Origin of the sequence: Floccifex porci (assembly GCF_009696175.1) — a bacterium.
GTDB classification, from domain to species: domain Bacteria; phylum Bacillota_I; class Bacilli_A; order Erysipelotrichales; family Erysipelotrichaceae; genus Floccifex; species Floccifex porci.
Window position 1 is genome coordinate 35,575 of the sequence record NZ_VUMM01000002.1, and the last position, 26,498, is coordinate 62,072.

28 protein-coding genes are annotated in these 26,498 nt (G+C 31.9%); 6 read left to right on the top strand and 22 right to left on the bottom strand.

Going from position 1 to position 26,498, the window contains the following annotated elements; all coding sequences use genetic code 11:
• Nucleotides 1-39: 39 nt before the first annotated feature.
• Complete coding sequence (locus FYJ50_RS01390; protein WP_154459258.1) at nucleotides 40-402, top strand: hypothetical protein; 363 nt, start codon at nucleotides 40-42, stop codon at nucleotides 400-402.
• A 396-nt stretch (nucleotides 403-798) separates the two neighbouring features.
• Here the strand turns inward: FYJ50_RS01390 and FYJ50_RS01395 are convergent, their stop codons facing one another.
• The 7 genes from FYJ50_RS01395 to FYJ50_RS01425 all read right to left on the bottom strand — a co-directional run bounded on the left by FYJ50_RS01395 (nucleotide 799) and on the right by FYJ50_RS01425 (nucleotide 7,763).
• The gene (locus FYJ50_RS01395) at nucleotides 799-1,458 is read right to left on the bottom strand and encodes an HAD family hydrolase (protein ID WP_154459259.1); all 660 of its coding nucleotides are present in this window, start codon (nucleotides 1,456-1,458) and stop codon (nucleotides 799-801) included.
• Between the two features lies 1 nt (nucleotide 1,459).
• Nucleotides 1,460-2,455: an SIS domain-containing protein gene (locus tag FYJ50_RS01400; protein WP_154459260.1), complete on the bottom strand. Its 996-nt coding sequence runs from the start codon at nucleotides 2,453-2,455 to the stop codon at nucleotides 1,460-1,462.
• 23 nt (nucleotides 2,456-2,478) lie between these two features.
• Nucleotides 2,479-3,315, bottom strand: coding sequence for a PTS system mannose/fructose/sorbose family transporter subunit IID (locus tag FYJ50_RS01405; protein ID WP_154459261.1), 837 nt, complete (start codon nucleotides 3,313-3,315; stop codon nucleotides 2,479-2,481).
• Nucleotides 3,302-4,066, bottom strand: coding sequence for a PTS mannose/fructose/sorbose/N-acetylgalactosamine transporter subunit IIC (locus tag FYJ50_RS01410; protein ID WP_154459262.1), 765 nt, complete (start codon nucleotides 4,064-4,066; stop codon nucleotides 3,302-3,304). Before FYJ50_RS01410 ends, FYJ50_RS01405 begins: the two co-directional genes overlap by 14 nt.
• 14 nt (nucleotides 4,067-4,080) lie before the next feature.
• The gene (locus FYJ50_RS01415) at nucleotides 4,081-4,551 is read right to left on the bottom strand and encodes a PTS sugar transporter subunit IIB (RefSeq protein ID WP_154459263.1); all 471 of its coding nucleotides are present in this window, start codon (nucleotides 4,549-4,551) and stop codon (nucleotides 4,081-4,083) included.
• A 12-nt stretch (nucleotides 4,552-4,563) separates the two neighbouring features.
• The gene (locus tag FYJ50_RS01420) at nucleotides 4,564-4,977 is read right to left on the bottom strand and encodes a PTS sugar transporter subunit IIA (protein ID WP_154459264.1); all 414 of its coding nucleotides are present in this window, start codon (nucleotides 4,975-4,977) and stop codon (nucleotides 4,564-4,566) included.
• An 89-nt stretch (nucleotides 4,978-5,066) separates the two neighbouring features.
• A complete protein-coding gene (locus FYJ50_RS01425; RefSeq protein ID WP_154459265.1) occupies nucleotides 5,067-7,763 on the bottom strand; it encodes a sigma 54-interacting transcriptional regulator in 2,697 nt (898 codons plus the stop codon).
• A gap of 45 nt (nucleotides 7,764-7,808) precedes the next feature.
• Between FYJ50_RS01425 and FYJ50_RS01430 the strand changes: the two genes are divergently transcribed.
• Nucleotides 7,809-8,999 carry an RNA polymerase factor sigma-54 gene (locus FYJ50_RS01430; RefSeq protein ID WP_154459266.1) on the top strand — a complete coding sequence of 397 codons (1,191 nt, stop codon included), beginning with the start codon at nucleotides 7,809-7,811 and terminating at the stop codon, nucleotides 8,997-8,999.
• Nucleotides 9,000-9,001: 2 nt separating this feature from the next.
• Here the strand turns inward: FYJ50_RS01430 and FYJ50_RS01435 are convergent, their stop codons facing one another.
• The 5 genes from FYJ50_RS01435 to agaB form a co-directional block, all read right to left on the bottom strand.
• Nucleotides 9,002-9,406 carry a DUF3284 domain-containing protein gene (locus FYJ50_RS01435; RefSeq protein ID WP_205946366.1) on the bottom strand — a complete coding sequence of 135 codons (405 nt, stop codon included), beginning with the start codon at nucleotides 9,404-9,406 and terminating at the stop codon, nucleotides 9,002-9,004.
• A gap of 41 nt (nucleotides 9,407-9,447) precedes the next feature.
• A complete protein-coding gene (locus tag FYJ50_RS01440) occupies nucleotides 9,448-10,629 on the bottom strand; it encodes an AraC family transcriptional regulator (RefSeq protein WP_205946367.1) in 1,182 nt (393 codons plus the stop codon).
• Between the two features lie 84 nt (nucleotides 10,630-10,713).
• Nucleotides 10,714-11,586 (bottom strand): PTS system mannose/fructose/sorbose family transporter subunit IID, encoded by an 873-nt coding sequence (locus tag FYJ50_RS01445; RefSeq protein WP_154459269.1) that lies wholly within the window; start codon nucleotides 11,584-11,586, stop codon nucleotides 10,714-10,716.
• On the bottom strand, nucleotides 11,576-12,367 hold the full coding sequence (locus tag FYJ50_RS01450; RefSeq protein WP_154459270.1) for a PTS mannose/fructose/sorbose/N-acetylgalactosamine transporter subunit IIC: 792 nt from the start codon (nucleotides 12,365-12,367) through the stop codon (nucleotides 11,576-11,578). Before FYJ50_RS01450 ends, FYJ50_RS01445 begins: the two co-directional genes overlap by 11 nt.
• 44 nt (nucleotides 12,368-12,411) lie before the next feature.
• The gene (agaB, locus tag FYJ50_RS01455) at nucleotides 12,412-12,888 is read right to left on the bottom strand and encodes a PTS galactosamine transporter subunit IIB (protein ID WP_154459271.1); all 477 of its coding nucleotides are present in this window, start codon (nucleotides 12,886-12,888) and stop codon (nucleotides 12,412-12,414) included.
• A 375-nt stretch (nucleotides 12,889-13,263) separates the two neighbouring features.
• Here agaB and FYJ50_RS01460 point away from each other — a divergent pair, with 375 nt between their 5' ends.
• Nucleotides 13,264-14,427 carry an AraC family transcriptional regulator gene (locus FYJ50_RS01460; protein ID WP_154459272.1) on the top strand — a complete coding sequence of 388 codons (1,164 nt, stop codon included), beginning with the start codon at nucleotides 13,264-13,266 and terminating at the stop codon, nucleotides 14,425-14,427.
• A gap of 309 nt (nucleotides 14,428-14,736) precedes the next feature.
• Nucleotides 14,737-15,120, top strand: coding sequence for a hypothetical protein (locus FYJ50_RS01465; protein WP_205946368.1), 384 nt, complete (start codon nucleotides 14,737-14,739; stop codon nucleotides 15,118-15,120).
• 27 nt (nucleotides 15,121-15,147) lie between these two features.
• Here the strand turns inward: FYJ50_RS01465 and nagB are convergent, their stop codons facing one another.
• Genes nagB through FYJ50_RS01480 form a run of 3 tightly spaced genes read right to left on the bottom strand, consistent with a single transcriptional unit; the run spans nucleotide 15,148 to nucleotide 17,507 of the window.
• On the bottom strand, nucleotides 15,148-15,879 hold the full coding sequence (nagB, locus tag FYJ50_RS01470; RefSeq protein WP_276983076.1) for a glucosamine-6-phosphate deaminase: 732 nt from the start codon (nucleotides 15,877-15,879) through the stop codon (nucleotides 15,148-15,150).
• Between the two features lie 11 nt (nucleotides 15,880-15,890).
• Nucleotides 15,891-16,325, bottom strand: coding sequence for a PTS galactosamine/N-acetylgalactosamine transporter subunit IIA (agaF, locus tag FYJ50_RS01475; RefSeq protein WP_154459273.1), 435 nt, complete (start codon nucleotides 16,323-16,325; stop codon nucleotides 15,891-15,893).
• Nucleotides 16,326-16,337: 12 nt separating this feature from the next.
• Complete coding sequence (locus FYJ50_RS01480) at nucleotides 16,338-17,507, bottom strand: SIS domain-containing protein (protein ID WP_154459274.1); 1,170 nt, start codon at nucleotides 17,505-17,507, stop codon at nucleotides 16,338-16,340.
• 157 nt (nucleotides 17,508-17,664) lie between these two features.
• Between FYJ50_RS01480 and FYJ50_RS01485 the strand changes: the two genes are divergently transcribed.
• Nucleotides 17,665-18,213, top strand: coding sequence for a hypothetical protein (locus tag FYJ50_RS01485; RefSeq protein WP_154459275.1), 549 nt, complete (start codon nucleotides 17,665-17,667; stop codon nucleotides 18,211-18,213).
• Nucleotides 18,214-18,235: 22 nt separating this feature from the next.
• Here FYJ50_RS01485 and nagA read toward each other — a convergent pair whose 3' ends face one another.
• A complete protein-coding gene (gene nagA / locus FYJ50_RS01490; protein ID WP_154459276.1) occupies nucleotides 18,236-19,375 on the bottom strand; it encodes an N-acetylglucosamine-6-phosphate deacetylase in 1,140 nt (379 codons plus the stop codon).
• Between the two features lie 148 nt (nucleotides 19,376-19,523).
• On the opposite strand from nagA, the gene FYJ50_RS01495 reads away from it, so the two are divergent.
• Entirely contained in the window at nucleotides 19,524-20,153 is a 630-nt protein-coding gene (locus FYJ50_RS01495) for a hypothetical protein (protein ID WP_154459277.1), read from the top strand.
• Here FYJ50_RS01495 and FYJ50_RS01500 read toward each other — a convergent pair.
• The 6 genes from FYJ50_RS01500 to FYJ50_RS01525 form a co-directional block, all read right to left on the bottom strand.
• Nucleotides 20,148-20,960: an HAD-IIB family hydrolase gene (locus tag FYJ50_RS01500; protein ID WP_154459278.1), complete on the bottom strand. Its 813-nt coding sequence runs from the start codon at nucleotides 20,958-20,960 to the stop codon at nucleotides 20,148-20,150. The two genes, FYJ50_RS01495 and FYJ50_RS01500, sit on opposite strands and share 6 nt — an antisense overlap.
• A gap of 38 nt (nucleotides 20,961-20,998) precedes the next feature.
• Nucleotides 20,999-22,309 carry a class II D-tagatose-bisphosphate aldolase, non-catalytic subunit gene (locus tag FYJ50_RS01505; protein WP_154459279.1) on the bottom strand — a complete coding sequence of 437 codons (1,311 nt, stop codon included), beginning with the start codon at nucleotides 22,307-22,309 and terminating at the stop codon, nucleotides 20,999-21,001.
• A 101-nt stretch (nucleotides 22,310-22,410) separates the two neighbouring features.
• Nucleotides 22,411-23,169 (bottom strand): Cof-type HAD-IIB family hydrolase, encoded by a 759-nt coding sequence (locus FYJ50_RS01510; protein ID WP_154459280.1) that lies wholly within the window; start codon nucleotides 23,167-23,169, stop codon nucleotides 22,411-22,413.
• A 2-nt stretch (nucleotides 23,170-23,171) separates the two neighbouring features.
• Entirely contained in the window at nucleotides 23,172-23,972 is an 801-nt protein-coding gene (locus FYJ50_RS01515) for a GntR family transcriptional regulator (protein ID WP_154459281.1), read from the bottom strand.
• A 29-nt stretch (nucleotides 23,973-24,001) separates the two neighbouring features.
• Nucleotides 24,002-25,459 (bottom strand): PfkB family carbohydrate kinase, encoded by a 1,458-nt coding sequence (locus FYJ50_RS01520; protein WP_154459282.1) that lies wholly within the window; start codon nucleotides 25,457-25,459, stop codon nucleotides 24,002-24,004.
• Nucleotides 25,459-26,460: an SIS domain-containing protein gene (locus FYJ50_RS01525; RefSeq protein ID WP_154459283.1), complete on the bottom strand. Its 1,002-nt coding sequence runs from the start codon at nucleotides 26,458-26,460 to the stop codon at nucleotides 25,459-25,461. Before FYJ50_RS01525 ends, FYJ50_RS01520 begins: the two co-directional genes overlap by 1 nt.
• Nucleotides 26,461-26,498: the final 38 nt, after the last annotated feature.

The window sequence follows — 26,498 nt, forward strand, 5'->3', positions numbered from 1 at the left end:
AACATTATCCATATATAAAATCATAAGGAGGTGACATACATGAAACAGAATAAATTTAAATGTATTGAATTTGATGATGATAATAATAGAATCAATATTCTAATTGGTGATAAAGGTTTTGTGAACTACAAAGATATCGAAAAAGTATCTCTTTTAAATGAAGATGCTAAATTCAGAGGAAAAACTCAGCCTTTTGTACATCAGGTTTTAGGTGGTACAACGTTTTATACCATATTCGGAGAACCAAGTTTCTATGTTGGATTAAAGATCGTTTTAAAAGATCATATAATAAAAGCTGCTTATATTTCAGATAGAACAACCAGATTCAATACAGATATTTATAAAGAAGATGTAAAAGAAGGAAACCTGATTAAACGTAAGATTGAAAAACGAATTTCATAAATCATTTCTCCTGTAGTAAATATATTACAAAAAATAAAGGAATGAACTCTTAATAAGTGGAGTCCATTCCTTTATTATTTCTCATTGAAGCCCGTGGTATGCAATGTTTCTTTTTCTGTCAACGATTGTTTATTCATCATCCAAATCAAACGAGGAATGATAAATTCCAGTATTAAATTCTGATTCCTCCTTGCATCAAATTGTCCAATATATTTATTATAGCCATCAATTAATAGTGTATAAATCGTATGTATGGTAACTTTTCCAAATAACTAATGTATTTGAATACACATTCCTTTTTAGATATCTAAATCTGATGATTTCAAAAAATACTATAAATGTCAAAAACAGAAATTTATTGAGATAAAAAAATAAGAAACACTGGTGAGGTGTTTCTTATTTTTTTATATAGGCTTTTATTTTATTATAAGCTTCCAGAAAATCATAAAATGTATCATCAGCCAGACTCTGATCAAATCCGTATCTATGATCAATATGGGCCATCACAAAGATTCCTGCATTCTTAGCTGCCTGAATGCCATAAGTCGAATCTTCCAGTACAATACAATTTTCTTTTTTTACATTCAGTTTATTCACTGTATATAAATATATTTCAGGATTGGGTTTACTTTCTTTAAAATCTCTTCCTGAAACAATACAATCAAAATAGGATTCTAAATTACAGTCCTTTAAAAACTTTTCAATATCTTCTTTAGGAGAGGATGAAGCAATTGCTGTTTTTATATTGTCTTGTTTTAATTTTGGCAGGATATATTTAATATAGGGATTGATTAGATCATTATAATTGAAAATCAGTTTTTCACTGGTTTCATGATAGAAATCCATAAATGCATCTTCGCTTAGATTTTCCTGATACCATTCTGTCATCAGTTTTTTCTGTAAAGAATAGGAAGAACCAACCAGTTTATGAATTTCATTCAATGAAACGTTTTTCCCATGAGATTGATAAAACCTTTCGACTTTATCCATGAATAAGGGCTCTGAGTCAACCAGAACCCCATCCATGTCAAATATTACCGCTTTATTTTCAATCATATTAGTAATCTAATGCTTTATAGTAACGACGAATATCAATTGGGTGTTTTCTACATTCTTCTAAATGTACATTTAATCTCATGAAAGCGGATCTCATTACAATTGGAGATAACATTCCTCTAAATTCATCACTGATTCCTTTTAATTCAAATTCTTTTGTATCAAATACAGTCACTTTGCGACTTACACGATTCACGAATTTTTCAACTCTTTCCATTTCTGGACGAGTTTTATCTTCTCCTTTGATCAGAATAACTGGAATGTCTCTTTCAATAACTTCTAAAGTTCCATGGAAGAAGTTAGCTGCTGAAATTGGTCTTGTACGCATCCATTGCATTTCTTCCATGATACACATTCCATAACATACAGCCCAGTCTTCTAAGTTTCCAGATCCAACTAAATATGTGATTGGTTCATCACAGTATTGTTTTGCGTAAGCTTCCATCTGTGCATCAGCTTTTTTATACACATTTACAACATTTTCAGGCATATTTTTCAATTCTGTCATAAATTGATCGTATTTATCAAATTGCCCTGCATTTTTCATAAATCTTAATGCCACAGAATACCACCAGTAATATTCTCCACCAAATGTATTAACTAAATAATCCACTTTATCAGCTAATGGTGTATTTAATTTTTCTACGTATCCAATTACTCGAGCTCCAATTTCATGTGCTTTGTCAACCGCAGCTTCAACTTCAACTGTATGCCCTGATAAAGAGGCAATGACAACAACTGAATCTTTTGTGAAGTTCGCATTTCCTTCATACATGAAATCCTGTGCATTTTCTAAATAAATTGGTAATGTACATCCCATTTGTTTAATGGTATGCATAATCTGTCCAGCATACAATAATGTTCCACCAATTCCAAATAAGAAGATATTTTTATATCCTTCTTCACAAATCTTATCTACGATTTTTTCTACTTCAGGAATTAAATTCACTCCATTTGTGTGTTCTGTTCTTACTCTGTTTTCATCAAAATTAAACATATATTTTTACCTTCCTTTTCTATTTATCCTAAAATTCCAAATTGAGCACATACAATACCTAGAATTGCAGTCCCAATTAATAACCACATTACATTTACTTTCTTATTCATTAAGTAGTAGTAAATTCCCATAACAACTAAAGATAACATTCCTGGCAGAATTCCATCCAATACCCCTTGAATCAATGTAGCAGATTCTCCGGATCCAATCTGTAAAGGTGTCGTAACCGATACCAGTTCGTTTGTCATACCACCAATTACCATGGCTCCTAAAATACCAGCTGCGAACATAAATTTTTCCATCAATCCAGAAGATTGAATCTTTTCTAAATAATTGGCTCCTAATTCATATCCTTTCATCGCGCATAAATAACGAAGCGCAAATGCTGGAACATTGAAGATCAAAAGGAATAGAATAGGTCCTAAAATATTTCCTGTGGCAGATAAAGAAGCTCCAATACCAACAGCTAAAATACGAAGTGTTCCTAACAGCAGGGAATCTCCAATTCCACTTAAAGGTCCCATTAAAGCGGCTTTTACGGCATTGATCGAAGATGTATCAAAATCATCCTGCTGTGCATTCATTTCTTCCATTGCCAGAGTGATTCCACCAACAAAAGGAGAAACATGAGCCGTAATGTTGAAGAATTCCAAATTTCTTTGTAAAGCTTCTTTTAACCCTTCTTCATCGTCTTTATAAATCTTTTTCAATCCCTGGCTGATCATTGTACAGAATCCCATATGCATCTGTCTTTCATAGTGCCATGAGAATTCCATTGGAAGAGAACGCCAGAACATAGTTTTTAAATCTTTTTTAGTGATTACACCATTTTCTTTAATTGGCTGATTAGAAGTCTTCATCGTCCATACCTCCTTGAACTGTTACCTGATTACTGTTTGTGAAGTCAATTTTAATAAGTGCTGCAATCACACCCAAGAATGCGATTCCAACAACAGGCACTCCAAAATAAGAGGACAATAAGAATCCTAAAAAGAAGAATGGAGCCACTTTTTTGTTCATGATCATACGTGCTAACATCGCAAACCCCATAGCTGGTAAAATTCCACATGCGATGGACAATCCACTTGTTACCACGGCAGGAATCGCATCCACAACTGCCTGCATTTGAGAAGATCCCAACCAGAATCCAAAGAATGTAATCAGGAACAATACTGTACATGTGATAAACCCTGTTCCCATGTGAATCATTGTGATTGCTTTTACATTTCCTTTTGCGGCAAATTTATCAGCAAGATTTCCCATCATAGGTCTTACAATTGAAAACAGTACATTATCAATAGCCTGAGCCAGTAAAGCAATTGGAAATGCCATTGTGAAGGCAATTTCAGCTCCACCACCTGTTGTAATCGCAAACGCTGTTCCCAATACACCACCAACAATTACGTTAGGTGGAATAAATGCTCCAACTGAATATTGTCCTAAAAACGCAAGTTCCAGAGCCGCTCCTACTTCCACTCCTAATTTCAGATCTCCTAAAACCAGTCCAACCAATGGTCCAAGAACAATTGGTCTTTGAATTAAATTTGTTCCGGTTGCCAGATCACATTTTCCAATAAATGCGATGCAACCCAATAATAATGCTTGTAACATTCTCTCTTTCCTTTCTAAATTACTGTTTTTGCCAAAATTTTCTTTTCGTTAGAAGTCATTCGAATTTCAACTTCCACTCCACGATCTATCAATTCATGTAACATTTGAATCTCTTCTTCCGTTACATTCATCGCTTTTGAAATGCTCTTTGTATTTTCTTTTGCCTTAGTTCCACCTAAATTAATACTTTTAATAGAAGGACATCCATCGGCTAATTTTTTAACATCTTTGATTGATTCTGTAATGATCATTAATTTATATTTGTCGGTTACTCCACTATTAATGGCATCAATTGAATCCTCAACGGATTTCATTACCAGTTTCACACCAGTTGGTTTAGCCAGTTTTAAAGATGTTTTTCTTAAATCATCTTTTGGAACTGCATCATTGGCAATCAGGATGCAATCTGCATTGATTGCTGAAGTCCATGTAAAAGCAACCTGTCCATGTAACAATCTATGATCCACTCTAACTAGTTTTATCATCTTAAATCCTTTCTAAAAATCTTCATCCATTTCATCTTCAGGTTCACCCTGAATAACACCTATACCTTCTTTTGAATGTTCCACTAATTTTTCAACTTCTTCCAAAGACAAATCATTCTGATAATTCATTGCCAGATCCAAAGCCAATCCCAGATTCATTCCTGATATAATCATGACATGATCAAATTCTCTTAACTGTGATAAAGTCGTATGAACACTTCCCCCGAGCACATCACAAAGAACAATTATTTTTTCATTCTTTTCAGCCGCTTCTTTTTTCAGCTGTACATACAGATCGTTAGGACTCTGCCCAGGAAATAGGCTGATGGTTTCTATGCCATCTGCTAAATCTCCAGCAATCATCCTGACTGAATCCAACATACCATCAGATAATTTACCATGCGATGCAAAAATCAATCGACTCATTCATTCACCTCCTTTAATTTTATTTCCTTCACCAATATACAAGCAACTTTTGTGCCATAGAATAAAAATAAATAAAAAATGATGAAATTTTATTTATTTTCATCATTTTTTACATATAAATAAATATATTTTATTTCTGCAAGTGGAATTTCTACATGATAAAACTTTTCAATTGAATTCATTGCTTTCTTTGTAAATCCAATAAATGTTTCATTTTCTCTTTCAAAATCTGTACAATCTTCATATTCATATTGATTTTTTGATATGATCAGTCTTTCAATCATAGAACAAATATGAATGTATAAGCCAAAACATGTACGATTTGACAAATGCATTCTTAAATACATCTGCAGCTGATCAATGGCATTGGCCACTTGTTCTAATAGTTTTGTTGGATTTAAAATTGTTAGAACATTCATCAGATTGGATAGAGAAAAATTCTTAAGTATATTTTTATTAAAGGTTTCTAATTCTTCTTCACTCATTAAATTATAAAAATAAGAATTCATTCCTTCATAGTTTGCCTGTGTAATCAAATCTTCTACACCCACATAATTTAAACCTTCAATATCTGGATTCAATGTACCAATCATAAATAAGACATTGTATTCTTTAAATAATGGATTGTTGTCTTTATGAGTCAGTAAAAATGAATAATCCTGAATTTTTACTTCGACATTGATTCCACCAGGTAAAGACTCTTCTAGGATATCTTTAAATCGATTGGACGTTTCAATACCACTTGCACAGGAACAAAGAATAATGGATTTCTTTATTTTTCTTTCCATTATATGATACGTACAGCTGCTGGCTTCACTTACTCTTTTCAGAAGTTCATTCATTTCAATACCTTGTCGAATTCCATTTCCTATCGCTAATGCAATCGGTGTAGAAACATGATCGATAATTCCTACATTCACATTGTCTATCTTTAATCCATTATATATTTCCGCTAAGCTTCCCATATCCACCAGCAGATACAGATCTTTTATATGACCCATCCGAAATAAATAGGCATTCAATCGATCTACGATCATTTGTGTATCCGTATTGATAGGCATATCCAGAGAATCAAATATATATTCCTGCAGCAGTTGATTGGCAGCTTCTGCCATGCTGCTGGCCGTTGAATAGCCATGAGACAGAATCACACAGGCTTTCTGTTCTGCTTTTTTTATACGGGAAGGATTGTATATATAAAATATAAATGTATCAATCATGATCGATAATAAATCTATATCAAAATAAGACTGTAAATATTTACAGATTTCAAAAGCAATATTAGTTGTTCGATAATATTCATTCTGAAGAATTTCATGAAGATCTTCACATTCTTCTTCATTTTTTATATACCAGTTCCAATAATCATTTGTTTCATCAATCACTTCCTGTATATAATACGCAATGGCTCTTCTTTCATTATTTGTGACTTTAAAACCATAACGATCATCCACTACATTTAAAATATGGTCGATTCCCTTTAAATAATAAGACTGTTCAATTTTAGATTCTTTTAAGATCACTGCATCAAAATAATCACCAATGATCTTCTTACCTTTTTCCATTAAAATAGAAACATCTTTATGTATTTTATATTCTTTAAAACAATTTAATATCGATTCATTTAATCGTATAATTTCTTTTGACTGATTACTGTGAATTTTTAAATCATCCACAAATATAAATTCTTTATTATTTGTATGAAAAGCCCCTGTCTGATAATTTTTTAAAATAGAATCTGGTAAACTATTCAATCGAATCGTAATAACATCTTCTTTTTTATCCAGTAAAGAATTTATACAGCTGGATTGAATAACCCCTTTCAATTCCCCTACATTACCTTTAAACTGTTCTGTCATTAAAATCGAATACACCTGGCTGCTTAAACGAATTTTTGAATTCAATCTTAGCTGTTCATTATAAAAAATTGTATAAATCAATTCCAGTCGTTCCTGAGATGTCCTTTCATTTAATGATGGAATGGAAATCACCATTGGAATTCTTCGCATTAAGGTTTTCAATAATACATTATCTGGATTTTCGGTTGTCGCAAAAATAATTCTTGCGTTAGAAGAATACCATTTCTCATTATCTCCCACTCTGTGATAAATCCCCTGGTCCATATAAGTGAATAATTTTTCCTGACATTCGGCTTTTAAATCGTGTACTTCATCTAAAAATAAAATTCCTCCATCAGCTAAGGAAATCAATCCTTCATTGTCTTTATCAGCGCCCGTAAACGCTCCTTTCACATGTCCAAATAAATTCGCAGTCAATAATTCTGGATTATTGGCATATTCTGAACAATTCACAGTCACAAATTTTCCTTTATTTGATAACAGATTCTCATTCAAAGCCCATTCATAAGTTAATCTGGCAATATAGCTTTTTCCTGTTCCGGTAGGTCCATACAATAACATAGGCAATCCATTAGGTGGATAGGAAATGGTTGATTTGCATTTGTTCACTGTGCTTTTTAAAGAATACTGATATCCTACTAATTTTGAAAAAGCATCTACATCCTTATGATTTACTAATTCATTAAAGTTTAAATACGTTTTCTTATTTACTTCAATATTTTCACTCTTTAAATATTCCAGACTGATAAAATAAAATGGTTTTTCATCAATTCGTATAATTTTATCTTCTTCTAATAATTTATTTAATACGATTGCACAGGTATTTTTGGGAATCTGAAAAGACTTACTGATATTTAATATGGTATTTTCCGAATATTTCTTTTCAAAACTGTTTTTATTTATATAATTCAAAATTGTATTCTTCATTTCTTTTCCTCTTTAAATTCATCTTCTATACATTATAATACTAATATGAAAAACAATTTACAATTGCATCAAACCTATAAACAATCTTTAATATTATCTAAATCCATGAAAAATCATTTAGAATTTCTGAAAATGAACAATCATGAACTGTCTTCATTTTTAAAAGAAGTATCCTTGACCAACCCATTTTTAGAATATACTCCCAGCACAGATATTTCTTTATATTTAAATGAAGGAATTGAAAGTAAGAAAAGTTTAAAAGATGAACTGTATTTTCAGCTTCATACATGTAATCAGGATTACAATCAGAAAAATGCCGAATATATTATTGAATCATTAGATGAAAATGGATTTTTTAATCAGGATTTTGATGATATAGATACTTTATCTCTGATTCAAAGCTTTGAACCATACGGTGTAGCTGCCAAAAATAGTCTGGATTCTATATTTATCCAATTGAAACAAAAACAACAGTTTTTAGCTTTACAGATCATGATAGAATTTGAAAAGGAAATCATTCATAATGATCTGGATACCATTTCAAAAGAATTAAAGATTTCGTTTGATCAGGTTTATGAATGCATTCATCAGATTCAACAATGTTCTCCTTTTCCCTGTGCTAATTATTCAGTGGATATACAACCACAGATCATTCCAGATTTAGAAATTATAATAGAAGAGAATGAAATACATATCCATCCAAAAGAAATTGGTAATATATACTTAGAAGAAACATCCCTTTCCAGAAATATGAATAAAGAAGTAAAACGGTATTTTCAGGAAGCTAAATTTTATATTGACAGCATTCATAAAAGGAATAAGACTTTACTTCTTATGATGAATGAACTTGTAAAGATACAGGAAGGCTTTTTTCTTTATCACGATCAGCTGAATCCATGTACCTTAAATGAGATTGCCCTTTTAACAAATTATTCAAAATCTACAACTTCTAGAACATTATCAAATAAATATTTTTTATTTCAAGATACCATTTATCCGATTTATTCTTTATTTACTTCTAAAACAAAAGAAGGATCCAGTAAAGATTCAATACTAAATGCGATTCAATATTTAATTGAAACGGAAGATAAGAATTCTCCATTGGAAGATGAACAGATTGTTGAAAGACTGAAAGAATTTGAACTGTATGCAGCTCGAAGAACTATATCAAAATACAGAAACCAATTAAATATTAAAAATTCCAGACAGAGAAAAAAAGATTATAAAAAGGGATAGTATTAATTTTTACTATCTCTTTTTGATAAAATATAAGATTCCATTTTTGATAATTGTTTCTTAGTAGCAGATTTAAAGCGCATTGAATCAAAGGCATTGACTTTACGACCAATGGATTCTTCTGTATAAGTGACTTCACTTTTACCATCTTCGCATTCTTTGACCACATAAGAAGTAACAGCTTCCATATGACTGGTTTTCATGCGGGCTTTATATTCACAATTTCTTTTAAAAACCTCAATTTTTACATTCATTTTTTCTTTTCCAAATTTTTTTGAATATTGAAAGCCACTCTCTATTTTATGAATTTTCTTATTTGTTGCCTGTTTTACATCATCTATTACGGATACCTGAATCGCATCAAAAAATTCAACTGGTGTTACATTTAATACTTTTGTATACTGCATTCTATCAACTCCCTGTATCATTCTATCAAAAAAAGTCGAAATTATTTCGACTTATAGATTTTATTCGCGTATTCTGTAGGACTGATATTATATTCCTGTTTAAAACGTCTTGAAAAATAATGAATAGAGGAAAATCCTAATAAATTGGATATCTCTGATATTGTATATTTACTTTCTCGTATTAATTCTTTACTTTTATTTAATTTTGTATTTAAAATATAGCGCTTAGGAGCAATGTTCAAATTATTATTGAATAAATTCTGTAGAGAACTTCGACTTAAACCAAAACGCTGACACAATTCTTCCACATTATTAAAATCACTGAATACATTTTCATTAATATATAATAATATTTCATTCAACAATTCATTTTCAAAATTCTGCTGCATAGGAGTACTGGCTACTTTTACAACTTCTTCATTATTACTTGTCATTAACTCATAAACAATACGATTTAATGCTTCAAACATTAACAGATTGCTGTGTTCTCCATCTGTAGAAGAACCTTGTACAAACAAATCCAAAGCTGCCTTCGCTTCTCTTCCAATTTTAAAAATATGATTCATTAAAGATTCTTTTTGTGCTTCTAAATCAATATCCATATCAATGATAATGGATAAATACGAACAGGGATTGTCTTCTGTTCTCTGTCGATGAAACTGATCTGGAGCATAAATCATTAAATCATTGGAATGCAGAACATATTCTTTTCCTTCAATGGTTGTATATAAAGTACCTGAATCCACATATGTAATTTCCCAGTATTTAATGGATTCTCCCTGAAAACTGTAATGGTGATTTCGAACATTATAGTAATACGCAATTAATTCATTAATATGTAAAGTGGGAAGAATTCTTTGATACGTATATTCCTGATTTAAAAATACATTTTCGATTCGACAGCCATTTATAAAAGCAAGTTCAATTTTTGATATTTTTCCTAATGGCACAAAGTTAAAATAAAATCCCTTATTGATTTTTATAATTCTATGAATCACAAATTCATCATATTCTTTATTTTCTGGATTCTCTGTAATAACCAGCAAAGCAATCCCATCTAACACTTTTAAATATATATCTTCGCTTGCCTTTAAAAAATAAGTAATCGTGTCACTTGTCGCATTTAAAACATAATTATTCTGGTGTATACTTTTATTCCTTGTGTAATCTGTAAATACTTCACCATATTTTAGAAAATCAAGGCTTGAAGTTTTATTGAACATTATAACCCCTTTCATTTTTCAAAACGTATAAAAAGACTCGAATAAATCGAGTCTCTTATAAGAGAGTAATTTATGCAATTGGAATTATCCGACTGTCCAAGGAACTGGTACAAGTGGTGTATAAGAACCAGTCCAGATACCAAATACAGCTCCTACAATACCAATTACTAAGATTAGACCAATACATTTAACTGGTGTCCAACCTTTTTTCTTAATCAAGAAGAACATCAATAATGTTAACAATAATGGTAATAAACAAGGTAAGATCATATCCAGGTAGTTTTGAATAACGATTGGACTTTCACCATTTGCGATAGTGATTCCTAAACGAGTTCCACCACCATAGTTAGCAATTAAGGCACCTACAACGAATACTCCTAATACAGAAGCAGCGTGTGTAAATTCCTGAGCGAATTCTGTCATCATGCTGACAGCTTTCATACCTAAATTATATGACCAGTACATCAAACCATAACGTAATGCCATTTCGCATCCGAATAAGATAATGAAGTATAGAACTGGTCCAACAAAAGATCCATTAATAGCCATATTAGCTGTTAAACCAGCAGTAATAGGTACTAATGTATACCAGAATAATGCATCCCCGATTCCTCCTAATGGAGCTGCAACGGAAATACGTACGGAACGGATTGTCTGGCAATCAGTTTTTAACTGTTCCATTGATAATACAATACCCATAACAAATGTAACAGCGAATGGGTGTGTATTGATGAAGTCCATGTTGTGAGTCATAGATGTAGCTAAGTCATCTTTGTTTGTATGGATTTCCTGTAAACCTGGTAACATAGCCCATAACCAACCAGCAGATTGCATACGTTCATAGTTGAATGCAGCCTGTAATTGACATGAACGCCAGATCATTTTAGTTAACGTTTTCTTGCTGACACGAGAAGCTGGAGTAGTATCTACATATCTTAAGTTTTGATTAGATTCCATCACTCATACCTCCTTCTGCAATTTTCTTATTTAATCCACTGATACGGAAGTCATTCAATGCGATAAAGATTCCTAAGAATGCAACTAATAATAATGTTGCAGAACCTAATACAGCGATGTTTCCAATTACCAATGCACAAACGAAACCAGCTAATAAATAACCCCACATATCGTTTGCTAACATAATTTTTAATAAGATAGCGAAACCTACGAAACGCATCATTCCACCAGCAGCACTTAATCCACCCATGAACCATGAAGCGTTAGCAGCCAATGCTTCCAATGTACCAGACATAGCAACTCCACCAACATAAGCGATGATTGCGATTACGGCGAATAATCCACCTAAGATACACATAGAAGTATTTAATACAGCTGTAATTCCTTTAGGATTTGCTTGTTCAGCAGCTTTGTCTGCTTTAGCCATTAAACCAGACATAACTGTAAATGTTAATGTTACAACGTATTGACCGAAAGTAGCGAAGATCATACAAGCACCTAAAGCGGCATTGATATCCATTTTAGCTTTAACAGCGAAGATCATCGCAACAACAGATCCTAATACAGCGTTAGGAGGCTGAGCCCCACCAACTGGCATGTTACCAATCATCATTAATTCATATGTACCACCGATTACAAGTCCTGTTTGAACATCACCTAAGATCATACCGATGATAGGACAAGCAACGATTGGACGATACATAATTTCTGTTAATGAGAATTGGTCAATAGCAAAAATAAAAGTTACGATTGCTAATAAAATAATTTCGATAACATTCATATTTTTTTCTTCTCCAATTCTAATAAATGCTTATTATCTGGATCTTATTTCCACAATTTATCCAGATCTTCTGCAGCATATTGTGGAACTCGACGAATTTCTAGTTCAACACCCATATCCTGCAATTTTTTGAAAGTAGCAACATCATCGTCATCTACAGCTACGCTTGTAGCAACCTGACGTTTACCTTCAGACATGTGCATGTTCCCAATATTTACTTTTTTAATAGGAACTCCACCTTCCACAAGTCTTAATACGTCCTGTGGTGTTTCACAAATAATCGCAATCATCTGTTTTGGACTTGCTTTTCCAATGATCTGAATTGTTTTGTCAATTGAGAAATATCTTGTTTGAGCATATCCTGGTGCTGCCATATTCATTAATCCCTGACGTAATTTATCAGTTGATACAGCATCATTAGCAACTAACAACAAATTTGCTCCTACAGATCCACACCATTGTGTAGCAACCTGACCATGAATCAAACGATTGTCAATTCTTGTTAAAACGATATTTGGCATAAAAAACTCTCCCTTCTGTAGGACATTTATTTTGTCCTCTTGTCTGTATTATAGTTTTTTTTAAATAAAAAATATTTACAGTTTTTGTTATCCATTTTGTTTTTTTTAATAAATTTTAAAAATGTAACCGCTTTTATTTTGGCAAAAAAGGAAAATCATTCTTCATAAATCACAAAAATAGAACGCAAAAACATTCAAAAACATACATAAATATAAAAAAATGAAATGAAACAAATTAAAAAGTTTAAAAAAATATATTCATATATATTAATTTTTAAATAATCTAAATATTTTTAATAAAATATCTCATTTTTTATATTAAAAATTAAAATATTGAATTATAATAAACAAAAAATACAAAAGAAAGGAGAATTTATGTTTAATAAAACATCAAGTGTTGAATATCTGAAATTTGGCGAAGTCTATTACGATTCCTCCGAAAGAAGCTATGATCAGAATCATATTTTAACGATTCAAAATGATACGCTCACCTTTTTATTTGAAGCTGATGACGATATATATGTCAAATCTGTTGAAGGAATCTGTATGCTGGTTATTTCCAATACACTGGATCCAAAATATTTCAGTGAATTTGTCATTCATCGAACAATCAAAATTAATAAAGGTGTCTATTTTAACTTTATTCCATTAGGAAATACATCAAAAGTTGAAATGGCTTTTAATCAGAATACTTCCATTATCAATCGCTTCTTTAATGGAATCTATACGCACTCCAGAATAAAACCCAACTTCAGAATTCAGGAACTGGTCGCTTATTACTATAATATTCGAAGTACCAATTATATATTTTCTGGTGAAAAGGATCAGCACTGGGAAATCACTTATGTGGATTCTGGCACTTTATATACGACTATAGAAGATCAGGAATTTGAACTACATTCTAACGAACTGATTGTATATGCCCCTGAACAATTTCATACCCAAAGCACGAAAGAGGAAGTCTGTTCTTATTTAACTTTTATTGTCTCTATGGATATCAGTGAGGATGACAAAGAAAAATTAATCAATCGTGTATTTAAGATTTCAAGAGATTCCAGAACATCGGTTGAAAAGTTTGTACAGGCCGATGAAGATAAATCGCAATACGATCAGAACAGTATGATCATTTCTCTGGAATATGTGATCAATGATTTATTAAAATTATCTATCAAACAAGATCGTAAAGTGGCCAGCACACCAATGCAGCAGCGATTTGAAAACGAGATGATCAATGAAATTCTTCTATATATCAATCAGAATATTTATACGTCTTTAAATGTAGAAGAAATCTGTGATTATTTTGCCATTTCAAGAAGTACATTACAGTCTTTATTCCGAAACAATTTACATATAGCTCCAAAAGAATATATAAGCAATTTAAAACTGGATAAAAGTAAATTATTAATAAAAGAAAGTAAATATACTATTTCAGAAATAGCTTCTATTTTAGGTTTTTCATCGATTCATTATTTTTCCAGACGATTTAAACAGAAATTTGGAATTAATCCTAGTGAATATGCCAATAAAATTTTAAAATAATTATGACGTGAAACATCACGTCATTTTTGTTTATGCAAAAAACATTTGACAGACATTATAAAAGAAATTCTGTATGCTTTTATCAGATTAAAAATGGAGAAAAGAATATGGAACTACAGACACAGATCAGAAAATATAGAAAAACATTGAATCTTTCTCAGGAGGAATTGGCTGAAAAATATATGTGACAAGGCAAACGATTTCCAATTGGAAAATGGAAAAAGCTATCCGGATATTCACAGTCTTATTCTTCTTAGTTCTTTATTCAGCATCTCTATAGACCAGTTGATTAAAGGAGATTTAGAAACGATGAAAGAATTGGTTAACGAACAGGAATTAAAAAAATTCAATCTTTATGGAAACATTTTAAGTATTCATTTTGTATTATTAATTGTATTATCGGTTCCTTTATTTATATGGCTTATACAATATGCCTTTTTCCCTTTTGGATTTTTATTTATTTTAACCATGTACAGAGCACTTAAAGTTGAAAAAATAAAAAAAGAGAATGATGTACAGACCTATAAAGAAATCCTTGCCTTTACCGAAGGAAAAAAACTGGATGAAATCACAAAGATGGTAGAAAAAGGGAAACGTCCTTATCAGAATATATTAAAAGTTCTGTTAAGTGCATTCATCACTGCCATACTGTGTTTTCTGATTGGATTTTTGATCCACATAATACAACAATAGCCACAGCTAAGCTGTGGCTATCTTATTTTATTTTACTAAACTTAAAGCGTCTTCATCTGCAATTAAAATTACATCGTTATGGAATTTTAATATAGATGCAGGTACTTCAGGTCTTACAGGTCCTTCAATTAATTCTTTTACAATCGGAGCTTTTACTTTACCTGAAGCAACAATCAGAATGCGTTTTGCACTCATGATTTCACCAATTCCCATTGTATAAGCGTATCTAGGAACATCGTCAATGGAATCAAACAAACGAGAATTTGCCTGAATTGTACTTTCTGTTAATTCAACTTTATGAACTTTTTCTTCAAATACATCCGCTGGTTCATTGAATCCAATATGCCCATTGTTTCCAATACCCAATAGCTGAAGATCGATTCCACCCATTGATTCAATCACATTGTGGTATCTTTCACATTCTTCTTCTGCATTTTCCGCTTTACCATTTGGAACATTGGTATTTTCTTTATTGATATTTACACGATCAAACAGATTCTTATTCATAAAATAACGATAACTTTGATCATGTGTTCCATCCAAACCAACATATTCATCCAGATTCACTGTTTTTACTTCAGAAAAATCCAGATCACCTTTTTCACACCAGTGAGTCAATGTATCATAAATTCCAATTGGAGTGGATCCTGTAGCCAATCCCAATACACAATCATTTTTTAAAATGATCTGTGCAGAAATGATATTGGCTGCTTTTCTGGACATATCTTTATAGTCACGAGCTCTAACAATCTTTAACACAATTACACCTCTTAAATTCCATCTGAGAAATCATCATTTTCTACTGTTTCTTCAACAGGAGCCAATTCAAAACGAATGATTTGATCTTTTCCTGTATTTAAAGCAGTATTCACTAAAGATTCCAGATCCATACCAAATTGACGAGCCATTACAACTTCTGCTAGCATTGGAAGGTTTGTTCCTGCCACAATTTCAATATTTTTATAAGATTGAGAAACAATAACCGCTGTTTTAAATGGTGAACCACCAGCTAAATCCGAGAATACAATAATTCCATCACAATCCTGTAATGATTCGATTGCGTTTGTTAAATCGGCTGTTAACTGATCCACTTCCTGTTCAAAATTAACAGCAACATATTTTTCCTGTGGTCCTGCAATTAAATCGATTGAACTTGTCAATCCAGAAGCAAAACGACCATGACCTGTTACGATAATTCCTACCATAATTCCTCCTGCTTATTTACTGTACGGATAAATGATTACACCCTTAACAACACGATTTACTTCTCCAGATGGACATGGATTATCAGGAGTGTAACCAGACTTCAATGACTTAAATAATGCGATTGTCTGTGCAACAGTAATGTATTCAAGTCCTAACAATACATTTGGTAAATCTTGTCCATTATCAAATGAAATAAAATAATCTGCATATTCTTTGATGTCATCGTCTTTTGAAGATACAACCAGAATTTTATTTCCTTTACGTTCTGGACTCATTTCCTTAATGATATCATATTCATATTGACGTGTATATGGTTCATCAGAAAGATATACAACGCATAATGTTTCAGGATTGATTACTGATTTTGGTCCATGTCTGAATCCCATTGGAGTATCAAATACTGTATCAATTGTACCACCATTTAATTCACACATTTTTAAAGCAGATTCCTGAGCAACCCCTTTATTATTATTGCTTCCTAAGTAAACGATACGTTTGAAATCAAATTCATCCACAACATCTTTTGCCTTTGTCCAAGTTGAATCTAAGAATGCCTGGTTCTTTTCAATTACCACTTCTACCTGTTTTGAAAACGCATCTAAATCATCAATATTGAAAGCCAGTAAAGTGGCCAGATACATATTTGAATAAGAAGAAGTCATCGCAAAACTCTGATCATGTGTTTCAGGAGTTAAATTGATGGCATAACAATTTTCTTTTCCAACTGCAAATTTAGATAAAGCTCCATTTGCATTACATGTTACGAATAAATGATTGATGTTTTCACATACTGTATTTGCCACTTCTACAGCTGCAACGGATTCAGGTGAATTTCCACTTCGTCCATAACTGATCAGCAATGTTGGTTTTGTTCTTGATAAATAACTTTCTGGATCCGCAACGATATCTGTTGTTGCATAAGATTTTACTTTATAGTTGTTTTTCTTTGATAAATAAGCATAAATTGAATTCCCAACAAATTCACTTGTTCCTGCACCTGTTAAAATAATGTCATAATCTTCATTTTTTGTTGTTCTTTCAATAAAGGCTTTAATGGCATCTTTTTCATTTTTAACTTGTGCAATTGTTTTAGCCCAAGTAGCTGGCTGCTGTAAAATTTCTTTTGCAGTCCAATACCCATTTAATTCTTTCCAATTCTCTTCTGTTTTATTAAATAACATAATATCCTCCTTCAAAGGTTCTTTTTTCAATTTGTATTATATTTTTATAGAGTTGAAATACAATAACCGTACTAAATAATGCAAAACGAAAATTAATTAATGAACAGTTTTTTTAGATATAATATAATTAATGAGAACAGAAAGAGAGAGAGAGTTTATGAATAATAAAAAAGCTTCTGCAAAAAATACAATGATTGCCGGAAATAATATTTATCAGGATAAATTTGGAAATACGATCTATTTTGATAAGAAAAACAATCTGGCTTATAAAATCAGTCAGGATAAAGTCAATACGTTTCAAACCTTACAGATGCGCTATATTTTATGCCTGATTGCTTTTATTCTTTTTTACATTTTATTTAAACTGAATATCTGGTTATCCATCGGTATTACAATTGTGATTGGTATCTTTTTAGAATATCGTTTTCGAAAGTTTTTAAAACAGTTACCAAAAACCACAAAATTCGAAAAGAAAGATCGTATGAAACCCATTGATCAGATGATTGAATCTTCGATTCAGGATCTGATTCTTCGATTTGTTTTATATGGAATGTTAGGTATTCTATTAATCGTAAATACTTTTATTTCTGAAAATGTAAAAGGACAGAATGGTTTGGTTGTTATCAGCTATGTAGTGGCTGTCTTTGCGTTCTATATGGCTTATAAATATTTAATTCTGGTTATTCGTAAAAAGAAAAATAAATAAGGACCCGACGGGTCCTTTCTTTTTATTTGCAGGCTTTTCCTCTTGCATAAGTCTGTACAACATCGTAATCATTATTTAATACAACGATATCGGCATCATAACCTGTACAGATCTTTCCTTTACGATCATCCATACCTAAAGCACGTGCTGGATTCAGTGTACATGAATTGATTGCGTATTCAAATGGTACACCTGCTTTTTCTACGACAACCTGAAGTCCTCGATTCACCTGTAATGTGCTTCCTGCCAGTCCTTTTGTCGCTGTTAAGTGCGCACTTCCATCTGGATATACTTCAATTTCCTGTCCACCAAATAACATCTTACTTCCAATTGGACAACCTTTTGCCATTAATGCATCGGTAATCATAATGACATGATCTTTTCCTTTGGCCATATAGTAATTATTTAAAGAATTGACATTGGAATGATTTCCGTCACAGATAACTTCTCCATATACATCACGAACTCGCATAGCCGCTCCTACCAATCCTGGATTACGATGATGGAAAGGTGTCATACCATTGAATACGTGAGTCATTGACATAGCTCCATGCGCAATGGCCATAACAGCTTCTTCATAAGTTGCACCTGAATGTCCCTGGCTGACCAACACTCCATGCTGTGCACAATATTCTGTCAACGCGAAATCTTTATCGTGTTCACATGCCATCGTAATTACTTTGATCAATCCTTTGGCATCTTCCTGATATTGTTTAAATTCTTCTACATCTGCAGGAATGCAATATTGTTCTGGCTGTGCTCCTTTGTATTTCTGATCCAGATAAGGTCCTTCAAAATGAATTCCTAAAATTTCAGCTCCTTCATATCCTTCTTCAACTACACGAGCTACATTTTTTACCGCATTGGACAATACTTCATGACTTTGTGTAATCGTTGTTGGACAAATTCCAGTTACTCCTTCAGAAGTAATGCTCTTCATCCAGTGGCGCAATCCTTCTGGTGTAGCATCGTTCGTATCCCAAGTATCATAACCATGTGTATGAATATCAATAAAACCTGGAACAATGCGATCGTTTCCATAATCGACATCGACATCTTTTTTACCATACTCTAAAATATCAACAATTTTTTCTCCATCCATTTCGATTTGCGCAGCCATAAACTGCCCGGCAATCCAAACTCTTTTACTTTGAATAATCATTTTTTAATTACCTCCAACTGTTTTCATTCTAAACCCGTTTTGAATTTCTTTTGTTATCTTATTATACAATGTTTTTATACTTTTTAGTAAAAACACAATTCTATTTTTGAATTTGATATAATGGTAAAGAAAGAAAACGAGGGTTATTATGAAAATTTTAGCAATAATTGCAGTGGTAGCAGTCGTTATGATTGCTCTTATCTCTACATTAAAAAAATCAATGGTAAAAAAATTAATTCATTATCTGGAAGAATCTGAATTTGAATCCTTTTACAAAGATATCGATTCCACAAAAACAAAATTATTATTACCAAAAATGAGCATTCTGGATATGAAATTAAATGCCGAAATTGTACAGCAGAATAAAAATAATATCGATGCATTGTTTGATGAAATCTGTTCCCTTCCATTAACACCTTCTCAAAAAGAACATTATTATATGAAGGCTTTTAATTATTATGTTTCTCTTTCTGATAAAAAACATACAAAGAAATACATTCATCTTATTAATGAATTGCCAAATGAAAGAATGAAACTGGAAGCCAATCGTGTTTATAATATTTATATCCTTAAAAATGATAAAGATCTACGTTCTTTATTAGTGGAATTAAAAGATATGGATGATGAACAGAAAGGGGTTAATGAATATTTAATTTCTTTAATTTACAAAAACAAAAACGATATGGAAAATGCGAAAAAATATGAAGAATTAAGTAAACAACATTTTGCCTTAGTCGATGAAAAAACAGCTGAAAAAGTAAAAGGGAGCCAATCATAGGCTCCCTTTCAAAATAAAATTCAGCCATTCTATGCAACCATCTTCATAACAAGATGGCACAATCATGTCTGCCACTTCTTTACATTCTTTCTTTCCATTTTCTAAAGTGACACCTAATTTTGAGGCCTTTATACAATCTACATCGGATAATCCATCTCCAATAGAAGATACTTCTTGCCAGGAAATATTTAACTCTTGCAACAATCGATTGCACGTTTTAAATTTATCTACACTTGAGCATATGACATCCGCCATATAGGGAGTCGAACGAATAGCCAGAACATCATACTGTTCCATTTCTCTTTTACAATCATCAAAATACAGATCCATTTTTTCTTTGGTATCCGAAACACTGAATTTACAGATCGATCCATTATAGAAAGGTTCATCCACAACTTTATATTCAATCTGACAATTAAAAGAATCCAGCTGGTATCCATGTGTATACTGATGACACACTGCATATTCAGGCTGTGTATATCCAGGTGCCAGATGATGATTTAATGTGATATTCCATAATTTTGTACATAAAGATTTATCAATGGGATATTCAAATACAGTTTTCTGTTTCTTTACATCATAAACATGAGCTCCATTGCTGGAAATGACATATCCCCCAAACTGGTCCATTTGAATCTGTAAAGCCAATGGATGCACTCCCTGAAAGACACGAGCCGAATTTAACACGATCTGAATCCCTTTTTTCTGAATTTCTATCAGTTTTTCTTTCACTTCTTCTTTGACATATAAACCACTGCTTGGATTCATTAAAGAGCCATCTAAATCACAAATCAAAACCTTTATCATAATACCTCCAAAAAAATAAGACTGAAAAATCAGTCTTATTAGAACAATTCACTTTGATGTGTAGCGTATAAATATTCATCAATGGAATCACAAATACGATCAACAATTAAAGCCTCTGGATCATTTTCTAATAATCCTTCTCTGACTCTAGTATATTGAATTGGCATATATTGTGTCAATAAATTTAGAGGAATGCCATTTGTACGAAGATTCTGAATCATTGTCTGCATTGCCTGTTTTACTTCAGGAACTGGCATATAATAACGACAACGATCGGAGAATGAATATTTACGTTTTAAAGCTACTTCTTCTTCCGTTCCAATATAATGTTTGGACCAGTATTTTGTATCTTTCAACATAGCTGCATCCAATACATCTTTGAAATGAGAAGCTTTGTCTTTTAATAATTCATTTTCAATATCGGCTAAGGCAAACAGAGCCTGACGCATCATGAAAGTAAATCCAGGACCTACTTTTAAAATCGCAATTCCATCTTCTACCATTTCTCTTAATTTGATTTTTGTCTGATAATCCGTTGAATGTCCTTCAAATACAATATTGTCATAATCACGAATGGCTGCACATAAATCTACTGCTTTAGCACGATCGTATTCTGTACATCCACTGTCTTTTTCTTCAACCCCTGGCTGAACAACAATACCAATGACATTGCTCCATGCATGGTCTAGACCATTGTCTTTAAACGCTTTTTCAAATGTATTTAAAGTTGCTTTGAAATCTTCTGGTTTTGTGACCTGAACCCCTTCATCCACAGCACCCTGTGCTCCACCAGGAATAGGAACTTCACTACCAACAATATAAACAGGTTCAATCGCATCTGGATTGGTTTCTAATAATTTCGCATAGGCTTCTTCTGCTACTTTAGCCAGACGAGCTCCACGACGTGCAATGGTTTCATCACTTAAACGAGTGTTCACATCATCATCTTTTACACGCATACTTGTATCGATATGAATCTTTGTGAATCCAGCACTTACATAACAGCGGATCAGTTCATCGGCTTCTTTCATAGCTTCTTCTTCATTCATAGAAGTGAAAGTTAATGGTCCTAAATGATCTCCACCCAGGAATAATTTATTTGTATCAAATCCAATTTCTTTTGCGATATCTTCCACAAATGCTTTAAAATCAGCTGGTTTCATTCCTGTATATCCACCATACTGATCACACTGATTGGCTGTACTTTCAATTAATACACATGAATTATCTTTTTTCCCTTTTAATAAAGCTGCACGAATAACATATTCATTGGCAGAACAACAGGAATAAATTCCAACCGCTCTTCCTTCTTTCTGTGCTTTTACAATTTGTTTTAATGGATTTTGCATAGTATATATCCTCCTCAAAAAGGATTATATTCTTTCTATTTTTGTAAAAAAACTGCCCTACCATTAAGTACAAAATTCAAATTAAAAAGGTAAAATAATCATTATAAAATATTAAAATGTATCAATGCATTATAGATTCCATCGTAATCGATATCATTTGTCACATAACTTGCCATTTCTTTTAATTCATCCACCGCATTTCCCATTGCGACACCAATATTTACTTCTTTTAACATATCCTGATCGTTGAACCCATCTCCAAAAGCCATAGATTCTTCTTTAGATAGATTATATAAATGAAGAAACTGTTTAATTGCCTTTCCTTTTCCTCCATCTTTAGAAACAATGTCTACTGCATATGGATTCCATCTTGTAATCAGACAATCCTTTAACAATTTCTTTAATTCTTTTTCCTGTTCTTCATTCACAAATCCAATTCCCTGATAAATCACATTTCCGTTATATTTTTTAATTTCAGGAACCGCTGTATGAATGCTCTTTTGTGCAAATCGAACATAGTCATTTACATAATTGATATAAAAATCTTTTTCTTCCAGTAACTGGATCGGATATTTATTCTGAACAAAAAGATCGATCAATGTATGATTTATGACTGGATTTGACCATATCACCTGTTTTTCCTTATTTAAAATCAATTGCCCATTTAATAAAATCCAGGCATCAAAATCCATATAAGAAAAATTCATTTCTTCCAGTTCTTTCATATGACGACCGGTACATAATACTCTTAAGATTCCTTTCTCTTTTAAAGCCTCTAACGATTGTATTGTGCTTTCTGGTATCTGATTTGTATTATGAGACAATAAAGTCCCATCTACATCAAAAAATATTACTTTCATAATTATCGCCTTACATCCACTTCAAAAGACATACGATCGATTGAACATGTTAAATACTCTACAATGATCAGGCGATTTAATTCATCATAATATTGTGTTTCAATATGATAGACTAGTTCGTTTTCCTTTAGTCTTAAAACTTTTCCGACGTTTTCATCCGCAATGACAGGATGTAGACTTCGTTTGGCTTTCATCAATCTTATTCCATAATTTTTTTCAAATGTTTCCACAATAGAATGAGTTTTCAATTCCTCCATACATCGATCAAATTTAGGAGCCGTTTTTTCAAACACAAAGAAATGTAAAATCATAGTAGGAAATCCATATTCATCTAAAACACGAGTAATTGAATAAACTTTATCTTCTTCTTTAATGGCCCGAAATGTACTATTTGAAACTTTATATTTTTCTAATAGATTCTTATTATATAACGTTTCAAACTCGATGATTTTAGATCGATTTTCTAAATCAATTCCCTTTTCAAAAGAAAAAGATACATATTCTTTAAATAAATTCTTTTGTGGAATTTCCATAACATACGTTCCACTTCCTTTTTTCCGTCCAATTAAATTTTCCTTTATCAATTCGCTATATGCCTGACGAATCACTGGACGAGATACATTAAGTGATTTACACAATTCTTCTTCTGTTGGTAACTGGTCAAAAGGTTTATAGGCTCCGCTTAATATTAAACTTTTTATTTGTTCTTTTAATTGAAAATAAAGAGGAACAGCAGAATCACGATTTATACTTAAGACATTTAATGTTGCTTCTGTTGTCAAATCATTCACCCTTTCTTCCATAATCTATATCCAACGTTGATTTTAACATGTTACATAAAAATTTTCAGATAATTCTTTATTTCTTTAAAAGAATTAAATTTTAATATACCTTCAACGTTTTTATTCATTTCATTTTTAAGACACAATACGTCTAATTGTGCATTCAAAGCAGCCTGTAATCCATAAATCGAATCTTCTATCACAAAAATATGTTTCCGATCTATATTCAATTTCACAACCGAAGCGTTATATATTTCTGGATCAGGTTTTGAGTTTTTAAAGTCCCATCCACTGACAATGAAATCAAAATAAGGCTCCAATTTACATTGTTCTATCATTTGTTCAATTTCTTTTTTCTGAGAACTGGATACAATTACACAAACAATGTGATTTTTCTTACAATATTCTAATAATTCAATCACATCCGACATAATATATTGGGAATAATCAATTGGATATCCTTTAAAAAAATCGTCACGAAGAATCTTAAAATCTTCTGGATTCATATCAAATTTCTGGCTCATATAAGATAATTGAAAAAGATCACTGGAACCGTATAAAAGACAATAATCTTCCTGTGTAAATGTTTGATGGTATTTCTGACAGAAACATTCATAGACTTTCATCCAATGTTTTTCACTGTCAACCAGTACTCCATCCATATCAAATAGAATTGCCTTTAGCTCTTTCTTTTGAAAAGGAAACCCTATTCCTCCTTCAATCTGACATATTTCTTTTGAAAAAGTGGCAGCCAATTGAAAAGAAGAAGTTAAACCGGAAAGAACAGGCTTTGATTTTTTCCATCCCTGTTCCACTAAAGAAGTCACAAATCGACTAATAAAGGCATCTCCTGCTCCCATTGTATCAATTGGTTTAATATAATCAATGATTCCTTCATAATAACTGGAATGGTAATATAAAAGCGGATTTAAACTGGATCTTGTGATCAAAACAGGAATATTAAATGGATAGGCATTTAAAAACTGCTGTATTTTTTCCATTGGAGCATCAGAAAAAGAAAATTGAGCAAAATCAATATAAGGAACAATTTTATCTAAATAATCTTTCTCTCTATATTTTTCTTTTTCTCCAAAATCATAAACAATAATTCCATCTGTATGAATGTTTCTGATTTCATTTTCTAATTTTGAATTACAACTTGTAAAAATCACATCAAAATCAAAATCAATATTTAATAATGGATTCCCTGGCCAATCTTCTTTTAGATCCACTTTAATAAATTGTCTTTCTCCATGTAAACGATTCTGAATACAACATTTTGTCGATCCTTTATGATATGTACATAGATCTATATTCACATTCATACTTTTCAAGACTTGTACCAAATGTTTGCCATAATCATCTAGTGCTATTTTTCCATAATAATACGAAGAATATCCTAATTTTGCACAATTGATTGCAACATTGACTGCGTTTCCACCAGGAAAACAAACGCCTTCATTTTGATATACATCAAATACATTGTCTGAAAAACTTAGTATTTTCATTAGTATTCCACCGTTCTATAATAACGTCTAATATCCAGTGAATGTTTTGTGATGGCTTCCATATTTTTTGATATACGCTGAAGGATTGCATTCATGACAACCCATGTTAAATAAGGTCTAAATGAATCGGATATATGAGGATACACAAAATCATGACAATCAAATACATTGGCTTCTTTTGTGTATTTTTCTATAAATCCTTTCACTCTTAAATCAATTTCTCTGGTTTTTCCTTCGGTAACCAGTAAAGTGACAGGAACATTTTGTTCAATCAATTCCAGTGTTCCATGAAAGAATTCTGCACTGGAAACGGATTTAGTACGGATCCATTGACTTTCTTCCAGAACACACATAGAAAATGCATAACAGACAGGCCATAATTCATTGGAAGCCACCCAGATATGATATGGAGCATTGTGATATTTCTGACAATACGCAATCGCTTTTTCATCTACCTGTTTTCGAACCGAACATAGAACTTCTGGCAAATATTCCAGTTCTTTGGCAAAAGTTGGATAATCCAAAAAATAACCTTTATTAAATAATATTTTCCCAATAACTATATATAAGATCAACTCCTGTGGTCTTCCATCTTCATATACTATGGAATAATCACTTAATTCTTCTAAAATAGAATTTCCTTTTCCAATTACAGAAACAATGGTTGCATTTGTATTGGCTTTAATATACTGAGCAGCCGCTACCGTTTCTTTTGTATCTCCGGACTTGCTTGCCATAAAGACTAGAGTAGTATCCTTTAACTGGTTCATTCCTGTATAGATCAATTCACTGGATAAATAAGAATAAACTGGCAAATCACTCATTTCATTGATCCAGCAACGAAACGGATCCATCATAGCCTGAGATCCACCTACTGAAGAAAATAATATATTTGAAAATCCTTTTTCACATACTTCATCCGCAATTTTTTCAATCTGCGCTTTTTTAGAATAAATATGTGCTCCAATTTTTAAAAAGTTCTGTTCATCATAATTAATCATATTGTCCATTTCCTTTATAAAAATGCACCCGATAAACG